Annotated in this window: 17 protein-coding genes; 13 read left to right on the top strand and 4 right to left on the bottom strand. The window is 54.7% G+C overall.

Annotation, left to right across the window (positions count from 1 at the left end; all coding sequences use genetic code 11):
• The first annotated feature begins 102 nt into the window (after window positions 1-102).
• The 9 genes from yeiP to yejF all read left to right on the top strand — a co-directional run bounded on the left by yeiP (window position 103) and on the right by yejF (window position 10,917).
• Window positions 103-675, top strand: coding sequence for an elongation factor P-like protein YeiP (yeiP, locus tag P2R09_RS08875; RefSeq protein WP_275768883.1), 573 nt, complete (start codon window positions 103-105; stop codon window positions 673-675).
• Window positions 676-748: 73 nt separating this feature from the next.
• Complete coding sequence (locus P2R09_RS08870; RefSeq protein WP_275768881.1) at window positions 749-1,717, top strand: GTP-binding protein; 969 nt, start codon at window positions 749-751, stop codon at window positions 1,715-1,717.
• 42 nt (window positions 1,718-1,759) lie between these two features.
• Window positions 1,760-2,467, top strand: a complete 708-nt coding sequence (locus P2R09_RS08865; RefSeq protein WP_275768879.1) for a phosphatase PAP2 family protein — start codon at window positions 1,760-1,762, stop codon at window positions 2,465-2,467.
• A 512-nt stretch (window positions 2,468-2,979) separates the two neighbouring features.
• Complete coding sequence (gene mepS, locus P2R09_RS08860; RefSeq protein ID WP_071591717.1) at window positions 2,980-3,555, top strand: bifunctional murein DD-endopeptidase/murein LD-carboxypeptidase; 576 nt, start codon at window positions 2,980-2,982, stop codon at window positions 3,553-3,555.
• Window positions 3,556-3,771: 216 nt separating this feature from the next.
• Window positions 3,772-5,334 (top strand): cyclic di-GMP phosphodiesterase, encoded by a 1,563-nt coding sequence (locus P2R09_RS08855; RefSeq protein ID WP_275768876.1) that lies wholly within the window; start codon window positions 3,772-3,774, stop codon window positions 5,332-5,334.
• Window positions 5,335-5,378: 44 nt separating this feature from the next.
• Window positions 5,379-7,187, top strand: a complete 1,809-nt coding sequence (locus P2R09_RS08850; protein WP_275768874.1) for an extracellular solute-binding protein — start codon at window positions 5,379-5,381, stop codon at window positions 7,185-7,187.
• Between the two features lie 11 nt (window positions 7,188-7,198).
• Window positions 7,199-8,293: a microcin C ABC transporter permease YejB gene (locus P2R09_RS08845; protein ID WP_003854153.1), complete on the top strand. Its 1,095-nt coding sequence runs from the start codon at window positions 7,199-7,201 to the stop codon at window positions 8,291-8,293.
• Window positions 8,290-9,312 carry a microcin C ABC transporter permease gene (locus P2R09_RS08840; RefSeq protein ID WP_275768872.1) on the top strand — a complete coding sequence of 341 codons (1,023 nt, stop codon included), beginning with the start codon at window positions 8,290-8,292 and terminating at the stop codon, window positions 9,310-9,312. Before P2R09_RS08845 ends, P2R09_RS08840 begins: the two co-directional genes overlap by 4 nt.
• Window positions 9,313-10,917, top strand: coding sequence for a microcin C ABC transporter ATP-binding protein YejF (yejF, locus tag P2R09_RS08835; RefSeq protein ID WP_275768870.1), 1,605 nt, complete (start codon window positions 9,313-9,315; stop codon window positions 10,915-10,917).
• On the opposite strand, the gene P2R09_RS08830 is transcribed toward yejF, so the two are convergent.
• The 3 genes from P2R09_RS08830 to rsuA all read right to left on the bottom strand — a co-directional run bounded on the left by P2R09_RS08830 (window position 10,904) and on the right by rsuA (window position 13,475).
• Window positions 10,904-11,224 carry a hypothetical protein gene (locus P2R09_RS08830; protein WP_275768868.1) on the bottom strand — a complete coding sequence of 107 codons (321 nt, stop codon included), beginning with the start codon at window positions 11,222-11,224 and terminating at the stop codon, window positions 10,904-10,906. The two genes, yejF and P2R09_RS08830, sit on opposite strands and share 14 nt — an antisense overlap.
• A 285-nt stretch (window positions 11,225-11,509) precedes the next feature.
• On the bottom strand, window positions 11,510-12,706 hold the full coding sequence (locus P2R09_RS08825; RefSeq protein WP_275768866.1) for a Bcr/CflA family multidrug efflux MFS transporter: 1,197 nt from the start codon (window positions 12,704-12,706) through the stop codon (window positions 11,510-11,512).
• A gap of 49 nt (window positions 12,707-12,755) precedes the next feature.
• Window positions 12,756-13,475, bottom strand: coding sequence for a 16S rRNA pseudouridine(516) synthase RsuA (gene rsuA / locus P2R09_RS08820; RefSeq protein ID WP_275768864.1), 720 nt, complete (start codon window positions 13,473-13,475; stop codon window positions 12,756-12,758).
• Window positions 13,476-13,630: 155 nt separating this feature from the next.
• Here rsuA and P2R09_RS08815 point away from each other — a divergent pair, with 155 nt between their 5' ends.
• Both P2R09_RS08815 and rplY read left to right on the top strand, forming a co-directional pair.
• Window positions 13,631-15,385, top strand: coding sequence for a DEAD/DEAH box helicase family protein (locus P2R09_RS08815; RefSeq protein ID WP_275768862.1), 1,755 nt, complete (start codon window positions 13,631-13,633; stop codon window positions 15,383-15,385).
• Window positions 15,386-15,561: 176 nt separating this feature from the next.
• Window positions 15,562-15,846 (top strand): 50S ribosomal protein L25, encoded by a 285-nt coding sequence (gene rplY / locus P2R09_RS08810; RefSeq protein WP_003854168.1) that lies wholly within the window; start codon window positions 15,562-15,564, stop codon window positions 15,844-15,846.
• Between the two features lie 120 nt (window positions 15,847-15,966).
• Here rplY and yejK read toward each other — a convergent pair whose 3' ends face one another.
• On the bottom strand, window positions 15,967-16,971 hold the full coding sequence (gene yejK / locus P2R09_RS08805; RefSeq protein ID WP_275768858.1) for a nucleoid-associated protein YejK: 1,005 nt from the start codon (window positions 16,969-16,971) through the stop codon (window positions 15,967-15,969).
• Window positions 16,972-17,129: 158 nt separating this feature from the next.
• On the opposite strand from yejK, the gene P2R09_RS08800 reads away from it, so the two are divergent.
• Both P2R09_RS08800 and yejM read left to right on the top strand, forming a co-directional pair.
• Window positions 17,130-17,357, top strand: a complete 228-nt coding sequence (locus tag P2R09_RS08800; protein ID WP_010248348.1) for a YejL family protein — start codon at window positions 17,130-17,132, stop codon at window positions 17,355-17,357.
• 22 nt (window positions 17,358-17,379) lie between these two features.
• Window positions 17,380-19,134: an LPS biosynthesis-modulating metalloenzyme YejM gene (yejM, locus tag P2R09_RS08795; protein WP_275768854.1), complete on the top strand. Its 1,755-nt coding sequence runs from the start codon at window positions 17,380-17,382 to the stop codon at window positions 19,132-19,134.
• Window positions 19,135-19,164: the final 30 nt, after the last annotated feature.

Below are 19,164 nucleotides of genomic sequence, written 5' to 3'. Positions count from 1 at the left end.
AAGCCGCGGCCTGACACAAAATTTCGCCTCCACCATATTGCCAGTTTTCACCGGCACGCGTAACGTTGCGCGCACTTCACTCTCAAGATAGCGAGAACAGCAATGCCAAAAGCCAATGAAATCAAAAAAGGAATGGCCGTCACGCACAACGGTAAACTGCTGCTGGTTAAAGACATTGATGTCCAGAGCCCCAGTGCACGCGGTGCTGCCACCCTGTATAAAATGCGCTTTACCGATGTCCGCACCGGTTTAAAAGTTGAAGAGCGGTTCAAAGGCGACGAGATTATTGATGCGATTTCGCTCAGCCGTCGCAGCGTCACCTTCTCTTATATAGATGGTGACGAATATATTTTCATGGATGATGAAGATTACACCCCTTATTCCTTTAAGCAGGAGCAGATCGAAGAAGAGCTGCTGTTTATCCCTGAAGGCGGCATCCCTGGCATTCACGTGCTGACGATGGAAGGTCAGGTACTGGCGCTGGAACTGCCACAAACTGTGGATATGGTGATCGTGGATACTTCACCAGGCATTAAAGGGGCTTCCGCCAGCGCCCGTACCAAACCAGCCGGAATGAGCACAGGCCTCTCTATTCAGGTTCCGGAATATTTGAGCAACGGTGACCGCATCCGCATCCATATCGCTGAACGCCGTTACATGGGCCGCGCTGACTAACCGCCAGCCTGCTGCTGATCGCGATAGTGTTATAGTATTACACTATTGCGTTATTTTCTGGCGGGGGCGTCCCATGACACGCGTTAATCTGATTACCGGTTTTTTGGGCAGCGGCAAAACCACGCTGCTCTGCCATCTGCTGGCAGCCCGGCCCGCCGGAGAAAAGTGGGCGGTGCTGGTCAATGAATTTGGCGAGATTGGGATCGACGGTGCCCTGCTGGCCGATCGCGGTGCCACGCTGAAGGAGATTCCCGGCGGCTGCCTGTGCTGCGTTAACGGTCTGCCGATGCAGGTTGGGCTGAATATGCTGCTTAAGAGCAAGCCCGACCGACTGCTGATTGAGCCAACGGGTCTGGGCCATCCGCGTCAGGTGTTGCAGATGTTAAGTGCGCCGGTGTATCAGGCGTGGCTGCAACTGAACGCCACTCTGACGCTGCTGGATGCACGTCAACTGGCCGAGCCGCGTATTGTTGCCAATGAAAACTTCCGCGATCAACTCGCTGCCGCCGACATTATTATTGCTAACAAGCGTGACTGCTGGAACGAAGAGGACCGTCAGCGCCTGGCTGACTGGCAGCAGCAGATGCAGCCTGCTCGTCCTCTGATACAGACCGAATTCGGTCAAATCCCCCTTTCCCTGCTTGATGCCCCTTATCTGCCGCGCGACCTCCCTGCACCGCATCACCATCATTCGTCTCCCCCAACCAGCGGTCTGGCGGCATTACGACTGGATGGCGAGGCGCGATGGCGTCGGGCGCTGAACCACGGCCAGGGCTATAGCGCCTGCGGCTGGCTGTTTGATGCTGACACGCGGTTTAGCAGCGATGCGCTGCTGGAGTGGGTCCGGCTGGCAGCGGTCGACCGCATAAAAGGGGTAATGCGTACGCCAGAAGGCACAATGCGTATTAACTGCCAGGCAAAAGAATTGCAAAGTGAGACATTCACCTCACTGCCGCCCGATAGCCGTATTGAGATCATACATTCTCAGCAGGTTGACTGGAATCAGCTACAATCGGCATTGTTGAAGTGCCGTTTACGCTAAGACAGGTATTGTCGGCGGTTATTTTTTTAATGAGTTTTAATTATGCGCGTAACCCGCCTTATTACTATCCTGCTGCTCAATGCACTGGGCATAGTGCTGTTTCTTTCCTGGTATTTGCCGCCTGAACACGGTTTCTGGTTTGGCATCGATAAATCTGTTTTCTTTGGCTTCAATAATCAGATGGGCACTCATCCGCTCTTCGCGCTGATCGTCGCTATCACCAATTTTCGTGGTTTTGATGCGGTATCCCTGCTGGCGATGGGTCTGCTTTATCTGTCGATCTGGCGGCAGGAAACGCCAGAGGCCAGGCGTCGGATGCTGGCCATTGGTATCACCATGCTGTTAACCGCCGTAGTGCTTAATCAGCTGGGCCATTTGTTGCCCGTGAAACACTCGAGTCCGACGCGATTCTTTGATCACGTTTATCGCGTCAGTGAATTAACCGGTATTCCCGCTAAAGATGCCTCAAAAGACAGTTTCCCTGGGGACCACGGTATGATGCTGATCATCTTCGCCTGCTTTATCTGGCGTTATTTTGGTTTCAGCCGTTTTATCGTTGCCACCGCTATTGTGGTGATATTTTCACTGCCGCGCGTCATGGCGGGCGCGCACTGGTTTACCGATATTGCCGTCGGTTCACTGTCGGTCGTTTTAGTCGGACTGAGCTGGTGGCTATTAACACCAGCGAGTGACGTATTGGTTAACTGGTTTTATCGCAAATTACCGGGTAAATATAAGCCCGTGATGTAAATGTTAAGCGCGGTCGGTTTACCCGCCAGATTCATAACCGCCCGCGCTTATAAAAAACAGCTCCTCACTATTAGGCTGCTAATTAAATTCACGAAAAGAAAAGGTTATGACCCGGCTTACGCGTTAACGGGTCTTCACACCAGGCTGTCAATTAAGAAAACACTGAAACAGCAGGCTATGCCCCGAATTGACCTCCCTTTCATCCCCTGTTCTCACCATTATTTCCCCACAATTGTCTCTAAAATAGTCAGTGTGTTACGGTTTGATTCTCATCAAAAAAACCTATATGAAATTGATTAAAAGCACTCGCCACGGCGTCTGTAATCAGTTAACCTCAGTCGCAGTGAGACTACAGCGGCAGAAAATTCAGATTTTTTACCGTTAAAGTGTGTCCATTAACACATTTTAGTAATTAAGGATTTGTCTTAGCCTGTTTCGCTTATTAATCTCCCTGTTTTGTCATCTGGCTGGCGACAATTTTGTCGTAAGGAAATCGAAGGAAAACCCGAATAATGGTCAAGTCTCAACCAATACTGAGATATATAATGCGGATCGTGCCCGCATTGGCGCTAGCCACACTCCTCTCAGCTTGTAGCAGTACCCATAGCAGTCAAAACGCGAATAACGAGAATCATGAAGTTAACAACCACAATGGTTTTTTACTTCAGGCGTCTCAGGATGAGTTTGAAGAAATGGTGCGTAACGTCGATGTTAAGTCGCGCATCATGGAACAATACGCCGTCTGGAAAGGTGTGCGCTATCGCCTCGGTGGCGATACCAAACGCGGGATCGATTGTTCCGCCTTTGTACAACGCACCTTCCGCGATCAGTTTGGCTTAGAATTACCTCGTTCTACCTCTGAGCAACAAGACACAGGCAAAGAGATCACCCGCAGTAAATTACGCCCTGGCGATCTGGTGATGTTCCGTGCCGGTTCAACGGGCCGCCACGTGGGCATTTACCTGGGTAACGATAACTTTGTTCATGCATCTACCAGCAGTGGCGTGATGATCTCCAGTCTCAATGATGACTACTGGAAGAAACGTTACCGTGAAGGGCGTCGTGTATTAAGTCGTAACCCGACCTGATTATTACCTTCGATTTTCTCTCGCCAGAGAACAAGAAACGCTGCCTGTGCAGCGTTTTTTTTCGTGCCTGAAGATGGCAGGCAGATTTTTATCAGATAAAAGCATTGTATTTCAGATAAATAACGAGACATTTCAGACTCTCTCGTTATATTCTCGGTCGCTTAAACCGAAGCAGTCGTGCGCAATAACATAATAATAATTTATCAGGAGCACCTCATGCCATTGTCGGGGGCACTACGGCGCCGTGACACTACTCCTCGCCGTATCGCATGCAGTAGCGCGATGGCTGGCGGCTTATTCTTTCTTTTGTTCGCCGTACTCTCTTTTCACCAGACCTGGCAGAAGCGCGAACGGCAGCATCAGCAACTGCTGGAGAACAGTCGCACGGCATTACAGCAAACGCTCTCCACGTTGATCAACAGCACCCTCAGTCCCCTGCTTCCGTTTACCCACACTGCCTGCCATAACATAGATCGTGAACTGACCTCACGCGCCGCCTTTGCCGGAAACCTTCGCGCCATTCTGCTGGTTGATAACGGTACAGCCTTTTGCTCGTCAGCGACCGGCAGTTTTAGTCTGCCACTTAATGTGATTGCGCCGCACAGTGATATTTCGCGCGATACCGACCTGCAACTGATGCCAGGCACGCCGTTGCAGCCGAATAAACCGGTGCTGGCCTTGTGGATCAAAAATCCAGGCAGCCTGCAGTCAGGCGTTTTCGCGACGCTCAATATCACTCTCGCGCCTTATCAGCTGCTGGCGTCCCGGCGACCGGAAATTACCGGCATGGCACTCGTGGCACAGCGCAGCGCTTTAACCAGTTGGCAGCCCGGCCTCATTGAGAATAAAAACCTGCCGACGCCCCTGCATCAGCAGGCGCTGACAGGGTATCCGCTCCAGTTTGTCGTGTACGGCTCCACTCTGGCACTCAGCGACTATCAAACTATCCTGCTTAGTGGCCTGTTGCTGTCGCTGCTGTTTGCAGGGGGATGGTGGCTACTGTTGTCGGTGTATCAGCGTCCTGGCAGAGAGCTGATTCGGGCCATGAAACGCGGCGAGTTTCACGTTGAGTATCAGCCGCTGGTGACGTCTCATGATGGCCAGCCTTATGGTATGGAAGCATTATTACGCTGGACTCACCCGACGAAAGGCCCGGTTCCGCCCGATGTCTTTATTCATTTTGCAGAATCACAGAATCTGATTATTCCGCTGACGCGGCATCTGTTTCAGCTGGTTTCCCGTGATGCTCATCTGCTGTGTCATACCATTCCCCGTCATGCCAGCCTGAGTCTCAACATTTCGCCCCTGCATCTGGCTGACAGTGGTTTCCGTCAGGATGTGCTGCACTGGCTCGATACCATGCCTGCGGGACACTTTAACTATGTGTTTGAGATTACTGAGCGAGCCATGGTGCGGGATGAAAACGTCGGAGAACTGTTTGACTGGCTGCATCAGCAGCAGATTCATATTGCTATTGATGATTTTGGTACCGGGCATAGCGCGTTAATCTATCTGGAACGTTATGACTTTGATTACCTCAAAATCGATCGCGGTTTTGTTCAGAGCATCGGTACAGACACCCTGACCTCACCGGTACTGGATTCCGTGTTGCAACTGGCGAAGAAACTCAACTTAAAGAGTGTGGCCGAAGGCGTTGAGACCGGTGAGCAGGCCACCTGGTTAATTAATCGTGGTGTAACGCATTTGCAGGGTTATATCTTTAGCCGTCCGTTACGGCCAGAAACGCTGATAGACTATTTCCGTCGTCATAAGGCCTGACATGACCTGGCCTGAAACGCCCCGGACATCTGACTGGAGGAATCATGCTGTTTCGCTTTGGACTTATACTGCTGTGTGGCCTGCTCAGCGCCCCGCTGCTGGCTGCCTCTGTCCAGCAAAGCTACGCATTCACCCAGGCTGGTGAAGCAAAATATCCGCCCGGTTTCAGCCATTACGACTATGCCAACCCCAGCGCGCCCAAAGGGGGCAGCATCACCCTGGCGGTGATCGGTACCTATGACAACTTCAATCGCTATGCCTCACGCGGCAATCCAGGCATTAATACCGGCACGCTTTATGACGGGCTTTACACCAGTTCAGACGATGAACCCGGCAGCTATTATCCGCTGATTGCCGAGTCGGCGCGCTACGCCAGCGATTTTTCGTGGATCGAGATCCAGATGAATCCCCGCGCTCGCTTCCAGGATGGCACACCGATCACCGCCCGCGACGTGGCGTTCACCTTTGAAAAATTCATGAGTGAGGGCGTGCCCCAGTTCCGCGTCGCCTACCGTGGCGTTAGCGTAAAAGCGCTGAACGACCTCACAGTGCGTATAGAAGCACAGAAGCCGGATAAAGATCTGCTGCTTGGACTACTGACGCTGCCGGTGATCGCCGAGTCGTTCTGGCACGATAAGAAGTTTAACGAGCCGTTGAGCGCCCCGCCGTTATCCAGCGGACCCTATCGCATTACCCGCTGGAAGCTGGGCCAGTTTATCGAGTTCAGCCGGGTAAAAGATTACTGGGCCGCCGATCTGCCGGTAAACCGCGGACGTTTTAATTTTGATCGCATGCGCTATGACTACTATCTGGATGACAATGTGGCGTTTGAGGCCTTTAAGGCTGGTGCTTTCGACTGGCGTGAAGAGACTTCGGCGAAGAAATGGGCCACCCAGTATCGCGGCCGCCATTTCGACGATGGCAGCATCGTCAAAGAGATCACGCCCAACGACGCTGCTATTGATACCCGCTGGCTGGCATTTAACAATGAAAAACCGCTGTTTCAGGATCGACGCGTGCGTCAGGCTATCTCACTGATGTTCGATTTCGAGTGGATGAACAAAGCGCTTTACTACGGAGCCTGGCATCGCGCCAGCAGCTATTTCCAGAACACGGAGTATGCTGCCAGTGGTGTTCCGGATGCACAGCAACGGGCGCTGCTTGAACCCTGGCGCGCACAACTGCCGCCTGAGCTTTTCAGCCAGCCTTATCAGCCACACAAAACGGATGGCAGCGGCTATGACCGCGCCAGTCTGTTAACCGCATTTGACCTGTTAAAACAGGCGGGCTGGCAGATTAAAAATCGCCGCCTGGTCAATGATAAAACCGGTCAGTCGTTCACCGCAGAGTTGCTGTTACGCAGCGGTTCTGACATCGACTGGGCACTCCCGCTGCAGCACAATCTTTCGCGGCTTGGCATTACGCTGAATCTGCGGCAGATCGACAGCTCGCAGTATCTGCGGCGCAAACGGGAAGGTGACTACGACATGATTGCCACCGTCTATTCAGCGATGCCGATCCCGACGTCCAGCCTGCAGATCCTCTGGCACTCCGACTACATCAACTCGTCGTGGAACAGTGCGCGGGTTAAAGATCCGATAGTGGATCACTTTGTGAAACAGATTGTGGCGCATCAGTACGATCCTGCTGAACTTCGCCCGCTGGCACAGGCGCTGGATCAGGTGCTGCTGTGGAATGCCTATATGATCCCAATGTGGTACAACGCTGAACAGCGGCTGGCATACTGGGATAAGTTTTCTCACCCTGCACGCAAGCCCGCCTACAGTACAGGGCTGGAAAACTGGTGGTACGACACAAACAAAGCCGGACGCCTGCCGGCCAGTAAACGCTAAGGAGATCACCGTTGGCCGCTTACTTTCTGCGCAGACTGCTGCTGATTATCCCGACCTTGTGGGCGATCATCACGCTTAATTTTTTTATCGTGCAAATCGCGCCCGGCGGCCCGGTCGATCAGGCGCTGGCAAATATTGAGTTTGGTCAGACAACCGGCCTGCCCGGCAGCGGGGCGGAGAGCGCCAGTTCACGCGCCAGCTTCAGTCATATTAATCCTGGCGATAATCAGTATCGTGGCGCACGCGGGCTGGATCCTGAAGTGATTGCTGAGATTAAAAAGCGTTACGGCTTCGATAAACCTCTCTGGCAGCGCTACGGCGAGATGCTTTGGAATTACCTGCGTCTGGATTTTGGCGACAGCCTGTTTCGCAGCGCCTCGGTGATCGGGCTGATCAAAGAGAGCCTGCCAGTCTCGATCAGCCTGGGACTCTGGAGCACCCTGATTATTTATCTGGTGTCGATTCCACTGGGGATCCGTAAAGCGGTGCGCAATGGCAGCGCCTTTGATGTCTGGAGCAGCGCCTTTATTATCATTGGCTACTCTATTCCGGCCTTTCTGTTCGGCATCATGCTGATTGTGCTGTTTGCCGGTGGCAGCTATCTCGACTGGTTTCCGCTGCGTGGGCTCACCTCTGCGCAGCACGATACACTGCCCTGGTATGGCAAAGTGCTGGACTACTTCTGGCATATCGCTCTGCCGGTGCTGGCGACGGTGATCGGCGGCTTCGCCACGCTGACCATGCTGACCAAAAACGCCTTTCTGGACGAGATCCGCAAACTCTATGTGGTGACCGCGCGCGCCAAAGGGGTGCCAGAGCGACGTATTCTCTATCATCATGTGTTTCGCAATGCGATGCTGCTGGTGATCGCCAGCTTCCCGGCCACGTTTATCAGCATGTTCTTTACCAGTTCGGTACTCATCGAAGTGATGTTCTCGCTCAACGGGCTTGGGCTGCTCGGCTATGACGCGACATTGCAACGCGACTACCCGGTGATGTTTGGCACGCTCTATATTTTCACGCTGATCGGTTTGCTGATGAATATCCTCAGCGATCTGACTTATACGCTGGTCGATCCCCGTATCGACTTCGGGAGCCGCTCATGACGCTCTCCCCGCTGAATCAACAACGCTGGCAGCGCTTTCGTCAAAACCGACGCGGCTACTGGTCGCTCTGGATCTTTCTGATCATTTTTATGCTGTCGCTGGGTGCTGAACTGATCGCGAATGACAAACCGCTGCTGGTGCATTATCAGCAGCGCTGGACGGTGCCGCTGCTGTTTGACTACAGCGAAACCGACTATGGCGGTGTACTGGCGACAGCGGCGGATTATCAGGATCCCTGGCTGCGACAGCGCATCAGTCAGAATGGCTGGGCGCTGTGGGCACCGATTCGTTTCAGCGACGGCACCATTAATTTTGCTACTCAGGTGCCCTTCCCTTCTCCGCCTTCTGCGCAGAACTGGCTCGGCACGGACGCCAACGGCGGCGACGTACTGGCTCGGCTGCTCTATGGCACACGTATCTCTCTGCTGTTCGGTCTGCTGCTGACGCTTCTCTCCAGTGTCATCGGGATTGTGGTCGGTGCGGTGCAGGGCTATTTCGGCGGCAGAATTGACCTGATTGGGCAGCGGATGATTGAAGTCTGGTCTGGCATGCCCGCGCTGTTTCTGCTGATTCTTCTCTCCAGCGTGATTCAGCCTGGCTTCTGGTGGCTGTTGCTGGTCACCGTGGCGTTTGGCTGGATGAGCCTGGTAAGTGTTGTCAGGGCAGAGTTTCTCCGCACCCGAAATTTTGATTACATTCGTGCCGCGCAGGCGCTGGGCGTCAGCGATGGCCGGATTATGTTGCGCCATATGCTGCCTAACGCGATGGTGGCCACACTGACCTTTCTGCCGTTTATTTTGTGCGGATCGATTACCACGCTGACCTCACTCGACTTTCTGGGTTTCGGCCTGCCGCTGGGTTCGCCCTCGCTGGGCGAGTTACTGCTGCAGGGCAAAAACAACCTGCAGGCTCCCTGGTTAGGTCTGGCGGGCTTTTTCACTCTGGCGATCCTGCTTTCGCTGCTGATTTTTATCGGCGAAGCGGTGCGCGACGCCTTTGATCCGGGCAAAGGAGCCTGAATGACGACGCCATTGCTTGCTATCAATCATCTCTCAGTCGCCTTTCGTCAGGGCGAGCAGCTTCGACAGGTCGTGAATGACGTGTCGCTGCGCATTGACGCAGGTGAAACGCTGGCGCTGGTGGGTGAGTCTGGTTCCGGCAAGAGCGTCACCGCGCTGTCGGTAATGCGACTGCTGCATGAGGCCTCGGTGATTTATCCCAGCGGCGAGATTCTGTTTAACGGTGAAGATCTGCTGCGCGCCCGCGAGCAGCGTCTGCGGGGTATTCGCGGCAACCAGATCGCGATGATTTTTCAGGAGCCCATGGTGTCACTGAATCCGTTGCACACCGTGGAGAAGCAGCTGTATGAAGTGCTGTCACTGCATCGCGGGATGCGTCGTCCGGCCGCACGCGGTGAGATTCTCAGCGTGCTTGATCGGGTCGGTATCCGGCAGCCCGCCACCCGGCTCAATGATTTTCCCCACCAGCTTTCCGGCGGTGAACGCCAGCGGGTGATGATTGCCATGGCGCTGCTGACCGAGCCGCAGCTGCTGATTGCCGATGAGCCGACCACGGCACTGGATGTGACGGTTCAGGCCCAGATCCTGACGCTGCTGCGCGAACTGCAGCGTGAGCTGAACATGGGCATGCTGTTTATCACGCATAACCTGAATATCGTGCGTCAGCTGGCGGATAACGTCAGCGTGATGCGCAATGGTCACATCGTGGAGCATAACCGCTGCCAGACCCTGATGAACCAGCCGCTGCATCCTTACAGCCAGCAGTTGCTGGCTGCGGAGCCGGAGGGAAAAGCCGTTCCGCTGCCCGCAGCGTCACCCGTTCTTCTTCGTGTAGAGCAGCTTCAGGTGAGTTTTACACAGCGGCGCGGGCTGTTCCGTCGCCAGAACAGTGAAAAGCGGGTGCTTTCCGGATTGAGTTTTAGCCTGCGGCGTGGCGAAAGTCTGGGCCTGGTGGGTGAGTCCGGCTCGGGTAAAAGCACCACCGGGCTGGCACTGCTGCGGCTGATTGCCTCACGCGGCGAGATCTGGTTTGACGGTCAGCCGCTGCATCAACTGTCGCGTCAGCAACTGTTGCCGCTGCGTCAGCGTATCCAGGTGGTGTTTCAGGACCCTAACTCCTCACTCAATCCGCGCATGACGGTGCAGCAGATTATTGCTGAGGGTCTGGCGGTACATCAGCCTGAACTCGACAGTGTGCAGCAGACGCAGCGGGTTATCGCCGTCATGGAGGAAGTGGGGCTTGAAGCGGAAAGTCGCCATCGTTATCCGGCCGAATTTTCTGGCGGTCAGCGACAGCGTATTGCCATTGCGCGGGCACTGATTCTGGAGCCGGAGTTGCTGGTGCTGGATGAACCGACTTCATCGCTTGATCGCACGGTGCAGAAGCAAATTCTGACGCTGTTACGCCGTTTGCAGCAGCAGCGGCAGCTCAGTTATCTGTTTATCAGTCACGACCTGGATGTGGTTCGCGCGCTGTGTCACCAGCTTATCGTGCTGTGTCAGGGGGAAGTCGTGGAACAGGGAGAGTGTGAAAAGCTGTTTGCTTCACCCGTGGCAGATTATACCCGCGAGCTACTGCAGTCGGCGCAGCTTAACCTGCAATAAAGGTTTCTGCTATCGCCACACCCTGATTTTTCAAACAGCAGTTAGTGGCACTTTCGTCACGACGCTGAATGAACAGGCAGGGCTGCCCTTCGCACTCAGCAACTTTGCAATCAACCTGAATATCCGCCAGAACCTCTTTTAACTGCTGCAGAATCTCCCACGCCGGAATGCCGTCATGGCTAATCAATCGCAGCGCCACGAAATCCTGCTCATCCAGCGTCGCATCATCGGAATCAATGGCGCTGTGGTGATCGCTGGCCCAGCGAAAATGCTGTGGCAGACGATGCACAATTGAAAGTTGCAGCATAGTTTACTTTCCCCGGATGAGTTAATGTCGCAACACCGACCTGCCCGCAGCCAGCGGGTCATTCACCGCAGAGTCCGGACAGGGAGGCCCATCCGTGCGGATTGCAGAAGCGCATTTTTGCGACTTACATCGCACTTCAGCCTATATGTACCGCGTTCACACGCCGTTAACAATCATTTTAGACGCATTGTGATTACTTTTTTAGCTAAAAATTTTCACAATAACGAAACAAATGTGGCGGGATGTGCATCATTACCGGTAAGCGGGGAAAACCACTGCGCCCGATTAACGGGTCGCAGTGCGGGGACGTGAGGCGTAGAAAAAGAGCAGCAGAGAGATTGTCGCACACAGGGCAATTGTGCCGACCATCGGCCAGGCGCTGTTGAAACTCGCCAGCGACAGCAGCGCACCCACAAAAGCACCCACGCCAAAACGCAGCGTGCCCGCCAGAGAGGAGGCTGTTCCGGCCATATGCGGAAACTCATCCAGGATCACCGCCATCGCATTCGATGAGACCATCGACACGCAGCCGATAAACATCGCGATTCCCATCACCAGCGGCAAAAAGCCGAGGCTGAAGGCGCTGACAATCAGCAACCAGATGCCCATGCAGAACTGTATCAACAGCCCCAGCCGGAACATCGCCACCGGGCCAAAGCGGCGCACGGCACGGCTGTTAATCAGCGTCAGGACAAACAGAAACACCACGTTGAGGCCAAAGTAGTAGCCAAAGTTTTGCGGTGAGACGTGATTCAGCTCGATGTAAACAAAGGGGCCGGCATTGAGAAAAGTAAAGAGCCCGGCAAAGGAGAAGCCGCTCGACAGCATGTAACTGAACGCCCGTTTGTGGCGAAACAGCGTCACGAAATTGCCAAGCGTGGTGCGTAAATGAAAACGCTGTCGCTGCTCCGGCTTCAGGGTTTCGCGGATTTGTGTGGTTACCAGCACGGTAGTCACTAATGCCGCACCCGCGAGCGCCCAGAAAATTGCGTGCCAGCTCCAGAGCACCAACAGCCAGCCACCGATGATCGGCGCCAGCAGCGGCGCGATGGTGGTAATCAGCATCACAAAGGACATCATGCGCGAGAAGTCCTCTTTCGAGTAACTGTCACGCATCAGCGCGTTGATCACCACACTGGCTGCTGCTGCTGAAAGTCCGTGCAGGAAGCGCATAAGAATCAGCTGGTCGATGGTTTGTGACAGTGCACAGGCCGCAGCGGCGCAGGCAAAAATCAGGGTGCCGAGTGCAATCACCGGCTTACGCCCATAGCTGTCTGCCAGCGGCCCATAGATAAGCTGGCCAATCGCGAAGCCAAGGATGTAGAGGTTAAGCGACATCTGCACGCTACCGGCTGACACCCCGAACTCACGCGCAATCTGCGGCATGGCAGGCAGATACATGTCAATCGACAACGGCATCAGCATGGCTAACAGACCGAGGATGACGACCAGTCCTGTTGGCGAGTTCTTTTCCTTACGCACACCTTCTCCTGCACGAATGAGTCTGGGTCAGGCCGCCTGGCCCGCCCGGTTATTTTGTCTGCAGCTCTTTCGGCAGACCAATACTGGCGATCTCGTCTTCTGTCAGCGCACGGTATTCGCCCGGTTCCAGATCTTCGTCCAGCACGATGTCACCGATGCGTTCACGATGCAGCTCAATGACCCGATTGCTGACGGCTGCAAACATCCGTTTCACCTGGTGGTAACGACCTTCGCTCAGTGTCAGCCGCACATCTGTGGGGGTAATCACCTCCAGCTGTGCCGGTTTCGTCAGGCTCTTCTCATTGTGCAGCTGCACGCCCGCTGTAAACTGCGCGGCCGTATCGTCACTGACTGGCGATTCCAGGGTGACACGATAGGTTTTCTCGCAGTGATGACGTGGAGAGGTAATGCGGTGTGACCACTGGCCATCATCTGTCAGCAGAACCAGTCCGGTGGTGTCAATATCCAGACGCCCTGCCGCGTGCAGTTTGAATGACATCGGCTCTTCGATGAAATAGATGATGGTGGGATGATCGGGATCGTCGGTTGAGCAGACGTAACCCTGCGGTTTGTTCAGCATAAAGTAGCGAGGACCGGTCTGCATCTGCAGTACGTTGCCGTCATAGACGACTTCGTGGTCGGGCAGCAGTTTGAACGCGGTATCGCGTACAACTTCCCCGTTAACGGTGACACGCTGGCCACGGATCTCGCGATGAGCGATGGCGCGGCTGATTTCCAGTTGCTGAGAGATGAATTTGTCGAGTCGCATGAATTCGTTTTGCCTGTTACTGCGGAGGGAATCTGAAACGGCCTGGTTAACCGTTGAAAATGTGCGGGAAGTATAACGTGATCCGCGCCAGCCTGACAGCGCGTTTACCGCACTTTCATGGCATAATTGCCGCCAGTTATATAAAAGTGAGCAACATGTCTTTTACCTTACGCCCCTATCAACAGGATGCGGTGAATGCCACCGTGGCGCATTTTCGTCGCCATCAGGAACCTGCCGTCATTGTGCTGCCAACCGGTGCCGGAAAGAGTCTGGTGATTGCCGAGCTGGCCCGTCTGGCCCGTGGCCGGGTGCTGGTGCTGGCGCACGTCAAAGAGCTGGTGGCGCAGAACCACAGTAAATATCAGGCTTACGGGCTGGAGGCGGATATCTTTGCTGCCGGACTTCAGCGCAAAGAGAGTCAGCGCAAAGTGGTGTTTGGCAGCGTGCAATCAGTGGCGCGTAACCTCGACCAGTTCGACAGCGCCTTCTCGCTGGTGATTGTCGATGAGTGTCACCGCATTGGCGATGATAAAGAGAGTCAGTATCAGCAGATCTTTCATCATCTGCGTCAGCACAATCCGCAACTGCGTTTACTGGGACTGACCGCTACGCCGTTCCGTCTGGGTAAAGGCTGGATTTATCAGTTCCACTATCACGGCATGGTGCGTGGCGATGAAAAATCGCTGTTTCGCGACTGTATTTATGAACTGCCACTGCGCTACATGATCAAGCATCAGTTTCTGGTGCCGCCGGAACGACTGGATATGCCGGTGGTGCAGTATGACTTCAGCCGTCTCACGGCACAGTCTAACGGCCTGTTCAGCGAAGCCGATCTGAACCGTGAACTGAAACAGCAGCAGCGCGTGACGCCCCATATTATCCGCCAGATCGTGGAGTTTGCTGAAGATCGGCTGGGCGTGATGATTTTCGCTTCTACGGTGGAGCATGCGCGTGAAATCCTGCGGCTGCTGCCAGAAAACAGCGCGCTGGTCTCGGCCGAAACGCCAGCCAGAGAGCGCGATGCCCTGATTCTGGCATTTAAGGCGCAGCAGCTGAAATTCCTGGTGAACGTGGCGGTGCTGACCACCGGGTTTGATGCACCGCACGTTGACCTGATTGCAATCCTGCGCCCGACCGAGTCGGTCAGCCTCTATCAGCAGATCGTCGGACGCGGCCTGCGGCTCTCACCGGGTAAAACCGACTGCCTGATCCTCGATTACGCGGGTAATCCGCACGATCTCTTTACGCCCGAAGTTGGCGCCCCCAAAGGGGCCAGCGACAATCAGCCGGTTCAGGTTTTCTGTCCCGCCTGCGGTTTCGCCAACACCTTCTGGGGCAAGGCGACCGAAGATGGCATGGTGATCGAGCATTTTGGCCGACGCTGTCAGGGCGTACTGGAAGATGACGAAGGTGAGCGCGAACAGTGTGATTTCCGCTTCCGGTTTAAAAGTTGCCCCGACTGCGGCGCAGAGAATGATATTGCCGCCCGACGTTGTCACCAGTGCGACAAAATTCTGGTCGATCCGGACGATATGCTGAAAGCGGCGCTGAAACTGAAAGACGCACTGGTGCTGCGCTGTGGTGGCATGACGCTGGAACAGGGACATGACGCCAAAGGGGAATGGCTGAAGGCAACCTATTTTGATGAGGAAGGCACCAGTGTCAGCGAACGCTTTCGTCTGCAGACGCCAGCCCAGCGTAAGGCGTTTGAACAGCTCTTTATGCGTCCCCATCAGCGCGCCCCCGGCGTGCCGCTGGGCTGGCAGACCGCCGCTGATGTCCTGGCACTCCAGCCGCTGCTGCGTCATCCCGATTTTGTGGTGGCGCGGGCCAAAGGCCAGTTCTGGCAGATACGCGAGAAAATGTTCGATTATCAGGGCCGCTATCGCCGCGCCAATGAGCTGCGTTAATACGTGATGCCTGGCAGGGCTGACCGGATGCTGAACCCGGCGAGCGGGTATATCGTTTGCTACCACCCGGCATAACGGCTATACTGCCGCCCGCTTTTGCATGTGCATTAGCGGTATTGAATAACCTGCCTGTTACTGGGTCGCCTGTAGCAGGATTTAAATAAAGAGATATATTAATGCTCACTATCAATGCAGTAGAACGTAAAGAGCAGGGTAAGGGTGCGAGCCGCCGCCTGCGTACAGCAAACCGTTTCCCGGCCATCATCTACGGTGGTTCTGAAGCGGCTGTTGCCATCGATCTGGATCACGACTCAGTAATGAACCTGCAATCTAAGCCAGGTTTCTACGACGAAGTTCTGACCCTGTCAGTTGACGGCAAAGAAACTAAAGTGAAAGTTCAGGCTGTTCAGCGTCACCCGTTCAAGCCAAAACTGTTCCACATCGACTTCGTTCGCGCTTAATCGCGAATTACGTTGAAATGTAAAAGGGCCGGTTGCGAAACCGGCCCTTTTATTTTGTCCCTGATACACAGAGATAATCGACGTGTCAGAGAACAGAAGCCGGGCTAAGCCCGGCTTTTTTTATTTGCTGCTGGTATGGCGCTGAAGCTGGTCGCGCAGATTGGGTGGTGTGCCCTTAATCGTCAGGGTGTCCGTGGCCGGATCCCAGAAAATGCGCTCGCCCAGTAACATCGCATCAAAATTCAGGGTCAGTCCCCCGCCGCTGCCGGCAAACTTCGTCAGCTGACGCAGCGTACTGCGATCCGCCGGGAAGCTCTCTTCCAGCTCGTAGCCCTGCTCCTGGGTAAAGGCCTGGAAGGTTTTTTCGCCCAGTGGGGGCAGCTCGCTCGACAGATCTTCCAGCGCGATTTCCTCGCCCGCCTGCAACTGTTCGTTGCAGTAGCTGTAAACCTGCTGGCGATAGTTCTGCCGTTCCTGCTTATCCAGTTCGGATTCGTTACAGTAGTCATCAACGGCCTGCAACAGACCGCGGTTCTGCGCCTTCGTGTCTAATCCCACTTCGGCACCCAGGAAGTCCATAAAGAAGTCAGCCACTTTACGTCCGACGCGACCGCGCAGGAAGGTCAGGTAACGGGTCGATTCCGGGTTGGTTTCCCACTCGGTTAAATCAATCCGCGCCACGATGTCCGCATGATTGATGTCGAGATAATGGGTGCTGCTGATATCCATCTGCTCATTGACGCGCATACTGGACTGGCTGTTCAGCACCGCAATCAGCAGATATTCCACCGCCAGATAGCGATAGTGAATAAACAGCACCACGCCACCTTCAGCGAACGGATATTTGGCCAGCTCGTCGCGCAGACGACCGGTTGCAGCACGGCTAAAAGCGAGAAAATCATCGTTGCCCTTACGACAATTACGCAGCGCTTCTGCCAGTTCACTTTCTGCATTGAACAGGCCATAGGCTTTGCTTTTTGCGCTGTAAACCCGGTGTAACTCCTCCACCATCGCGTTAACCGTGTTGGTGGCAGGCAGCAGTGAATCGCGCAGCGCCAGTTCAAGCTGGTTTTCATCGCGTTTAATTAACTGATGCAGGGCAATCTGGTCGATATCCAGACTCATGGTAGACTCTCCTTTTAGCACAGGCGCGTATTCAAACACCGCCAGCATCGGCTTTCAACTCTATGCGTGAAGCGAACGTGCTGCTTTCGATAAAATTGCGGTAAAAAGTGCGCTATTCCGGTAATATATCGCCTTTTGAAATGAGCTTAGACGACGATATGGCACAATCATCCCGTTACAGTGACGAACGCGTGGAACAACTCCTCGCGGAAATGGCCCAAATCCTGCACAAGGACAAGGCCCCCACCGATCTCTCCCTGATGGTTCTGGGAAATATGGTGACCAACTTAATTAACAGCGATGTCGCTCCGGCGCAACGTCGTTCACTGGCACGTTCTTTCGCCGATGCCCTTCAGGCATCAGTGCGTGACGATAACGCCCATTAATTGGCTGATTTGATTTCATAATATGGTAACCAACCGGCAGCGCTACCGCGAAAAAGTCTCCCAGATGATCAGTTGGGGGCACTGGTTTGCTCTGTTTAACATCTTATTCGCGCTGATTTTAGGCAGTCGCTACCTGTTGGTCGCCGACTGGCCTTCTTCGCTGGCGGGGCGCATCTACGCCTATACCAGCTGGGTTGGCCACTTTAGTTTTGTCGTTTTCGCTGCCTATCTGCTGATTATCTTCCCGCTGACCTTTGTGGTGATGTCGCAACGGCTGATGCGGGTGTTAACCGCGGTGGTCGCCACTGCCGGACTGACGCTGATAATGGTCGACAGTGCGGTGTTCAGCCGTTTCCACCTGCACCTCAATCCTGTGGTGTGGGAGCTGGTCATTAACCCTGACCAGAGCGAGATGGCGCGCGACTGGCAGCTGATGTTTATCAGCGTGCCGCTGATATTCCTGGTCGAGATGCTGTTTGCGACCTGGAGCTGGCAGAAGCTGCGCAGCCTGAATCGCCGCTCATTTGGTAAACCTGTCGCCGCTCTGTTTATCAGCGCCTTCTTCGCCAGCCACCTGATGTATATCTGGGCCGATGCCAACTTCTATCGCCCGATTACCATGCAGCGTGCCAATCTGCCGCTCTCCTATCCGATGACGGCCCGTCGCTTCCTTGAGCGTCACGGTCTGCTGGATGCGCAGGAGTATCAGCGCCGGTTGATTCAGCAGGGCGATCCGGAAGCGGTGGCGGTAGAGTATCCGCTGAGCGATATCACCTTCCGCGATGCTGGCACCCGTAACAACCTGCTGGTGCTGACTGTTGATGGTCTCAACAATGCTACGCTTGCCAAAGCGCTGCCGCAGCTTAATCAGTTCGCCAGCGAAAACGTGCGTTTTACCCAGCATTACAGCGCCGGTGATACGCCTGAGAAAGGGTTGTTTGGCCTGTTCTATGGCATCTCCTCCAGTTACATGAACGGTATTCTGGCATCACGAACACCGTCGGCACTGCTGGGGGCGCTGAGTACTCAGGGTTATCAATTTGGCCTGTTCTCCTCGGAAGGCTTTAATCCGCCGCTCTACCGTCAGGCGCTGCTGACCGACTATTCACTGCCTGCGACAGCCAGCCAGCCCAACGCCAGCACCGTGGCGCAATGGCAGAACTGGCTGGAGAAACAGAAGGCTTCGCAGGCGCCGTGGTTCTCATGGATTGCTCTGAACGGGCCTGATGTCACCGGCGACAACAGCAAAGCGCGTCAGCGCAGTTATCTGCGTCAGGCACCTGCTGTTGATGAACAGATTAGCGCCGTGCTAAGCAGCCTGCAGGCGCGTGATTTGCTGAAGAACACCGTCGTAGTGATTACGGCGCAGCGTGGTCTGGCACTGGATGGCGATCCTGACAGCGCCGGAAACCGTCAGACGCTGCAGGTGCCACTGGTGATTCACTGGCCTGATACACCGGCGCAAACTGTTGATCGGCTCTCTGATCATCAGGATGTAATGGCAACGCTGATGCAGCGACTGCTGCATGTGCGGACCAATCCGGTGAACTATTCACAGGGTGAAGATTTGTTTGCTGCACGTCGCCGTCATGACTGGGTGGCGAGCAGTGAAGAGAATAAGCTGGTGATTACCACGCCGCAGGTGACGCTGGTGCTCAACAACAACGGCAGCTATCGCGCTTATGATGCACAGGGCAACGCGCTGAAAGATCACAAGCCAGAGCTGGCGTTGCTGTTGCAGGTCCTGACCGAGGAGAAGCGGTTTATCGCTAACTGATTAATTATCAGGCAAATAGTCGGCAGGCAT

It is taken from the genome of Pantoea sp. Cr_R13, assembly GCF_029222565.1.
In the GTDB taxonomy this organism is placed as follows: Bacteria; Pseudomonadota; Gammaproteobacteria; order Enterobacterales; family Enterobacteriaceae; genus Pantoea; species Pantoea eucalypti.
The sequence above is the reverse complement of the archived record's forward strand: the minus strand, read 5'-3'. Positions and strand labels throughout refer to the sequence as shown.

What these genes read in the sequence shown, in the direction of transcription:
- yeiP (WP_275768883.1), top strand. Translation starts at nt 103, where the DNA reads ATGCCAAAAGCCAATGAAATCAAAAAAGGAATGGCCGTCACGCACAAC.
- P2R09_RS08870 (WP_275768881.1), top strand. Translation starts at nt 749, where the DNA reads ATGACACGCGTTAATCTGATTACCGGTTTTTTGGGCAGCGGCAAAACC.
- P2R09_RS08865 (WP_275768879.1), top strand. Translation starts at nt 1,760, where the DNA reads ATGCGCGTAACCCGCCTTATTACTATCCTGCTGCTCAATGCACTGGGC.
- mepS (WP_071591717.1), top strand. Translation starts at nt 2,980, where the DNA reads ATGGTCAAGTCTCAACCAATACTGAGATATATAATGCGGATCGTGCCC.
- P2R09_RS08855 (WP_275768876.1), top strand. Translation starts at nt 3,772, where the DNA reads ATGCCATTGTCGGGGGCACTACGGCGCCGTGACACTACTCCTCGCCGT.
- P2R09_RS08850 (WP_275768874.1), top strand. Translation starts at nt 5,379, where the DNA reads ATGCTGTTTCGCTTTGGACTTATACTGCTGTGTGGCCTGCTCAGCGCC.
- P2R09_RS08840 (WP_275768872.1), top strand. Translation starts at nt 8,290, where the DNA reads ATGACGCTCTCCCCGCTGAATCAACAACGCTGGCAGCGCTTTCGTCAA.
- yejF (WP_275768870.1), top strand. Translation starts at nt 9,313, where the DNA reads ATGACGACGCCATTGCTTGCTATCAATCATCTCTCAGTCGCCTTTCGT.
- P2R09_RS08830 (WP_275768868.1), bottom strand. Translation starts at nt 11,224, where the DNA reads ATGCTGCAACTTTCAATTGTGCATCGTCTGCCACAGCATTTTCGCTGG.
- rsuA (WP_275768864.1), bottom strand. Translation starts at nt 13,475, where the DNA reads ATGCGACTCGACAAATTCATCTCTCAGCAACTGGAAATCAGCCGCGCC.
- P2R09_RS08815 (WP_275768862.1), top strand. Translation starts at nt 13,631, where the DNA reads ATGTCTTTTACCTTACGCCCCTATCAACAGGATGCGGTGAATGCCACC.
- rplY (WP_003854168.1), top strand. Translation starts at nt 15,562, where the DNA reads ATGCTCACTATCAATGCAGTAGAACGTAAAGAGCAGGGTAAGGGTGCG.
- yejK (WP_275768858.1), bottom strand. Translation starts at nt 16,971, where the DNA reads ATGAGTCTGGATATCGACCAGATTGCCCTGCATCAGTTAATTAAACGC.
- P2R09_RS08800 (WP_010248348.1), top strand. Translation starts at nt 17,130, where the DNA reads ATGGCACAATCATCCCGTTACAGTGACGAACGCGTGGAACAACTCCTC.
- yejM (WP_275768854.1), top strand. Translation starts at nt 17,380, where the DNA reads ATGGTAACCAACCGGCAGCGCTACCGCGAAAAAGTCTCCCAGATGATC.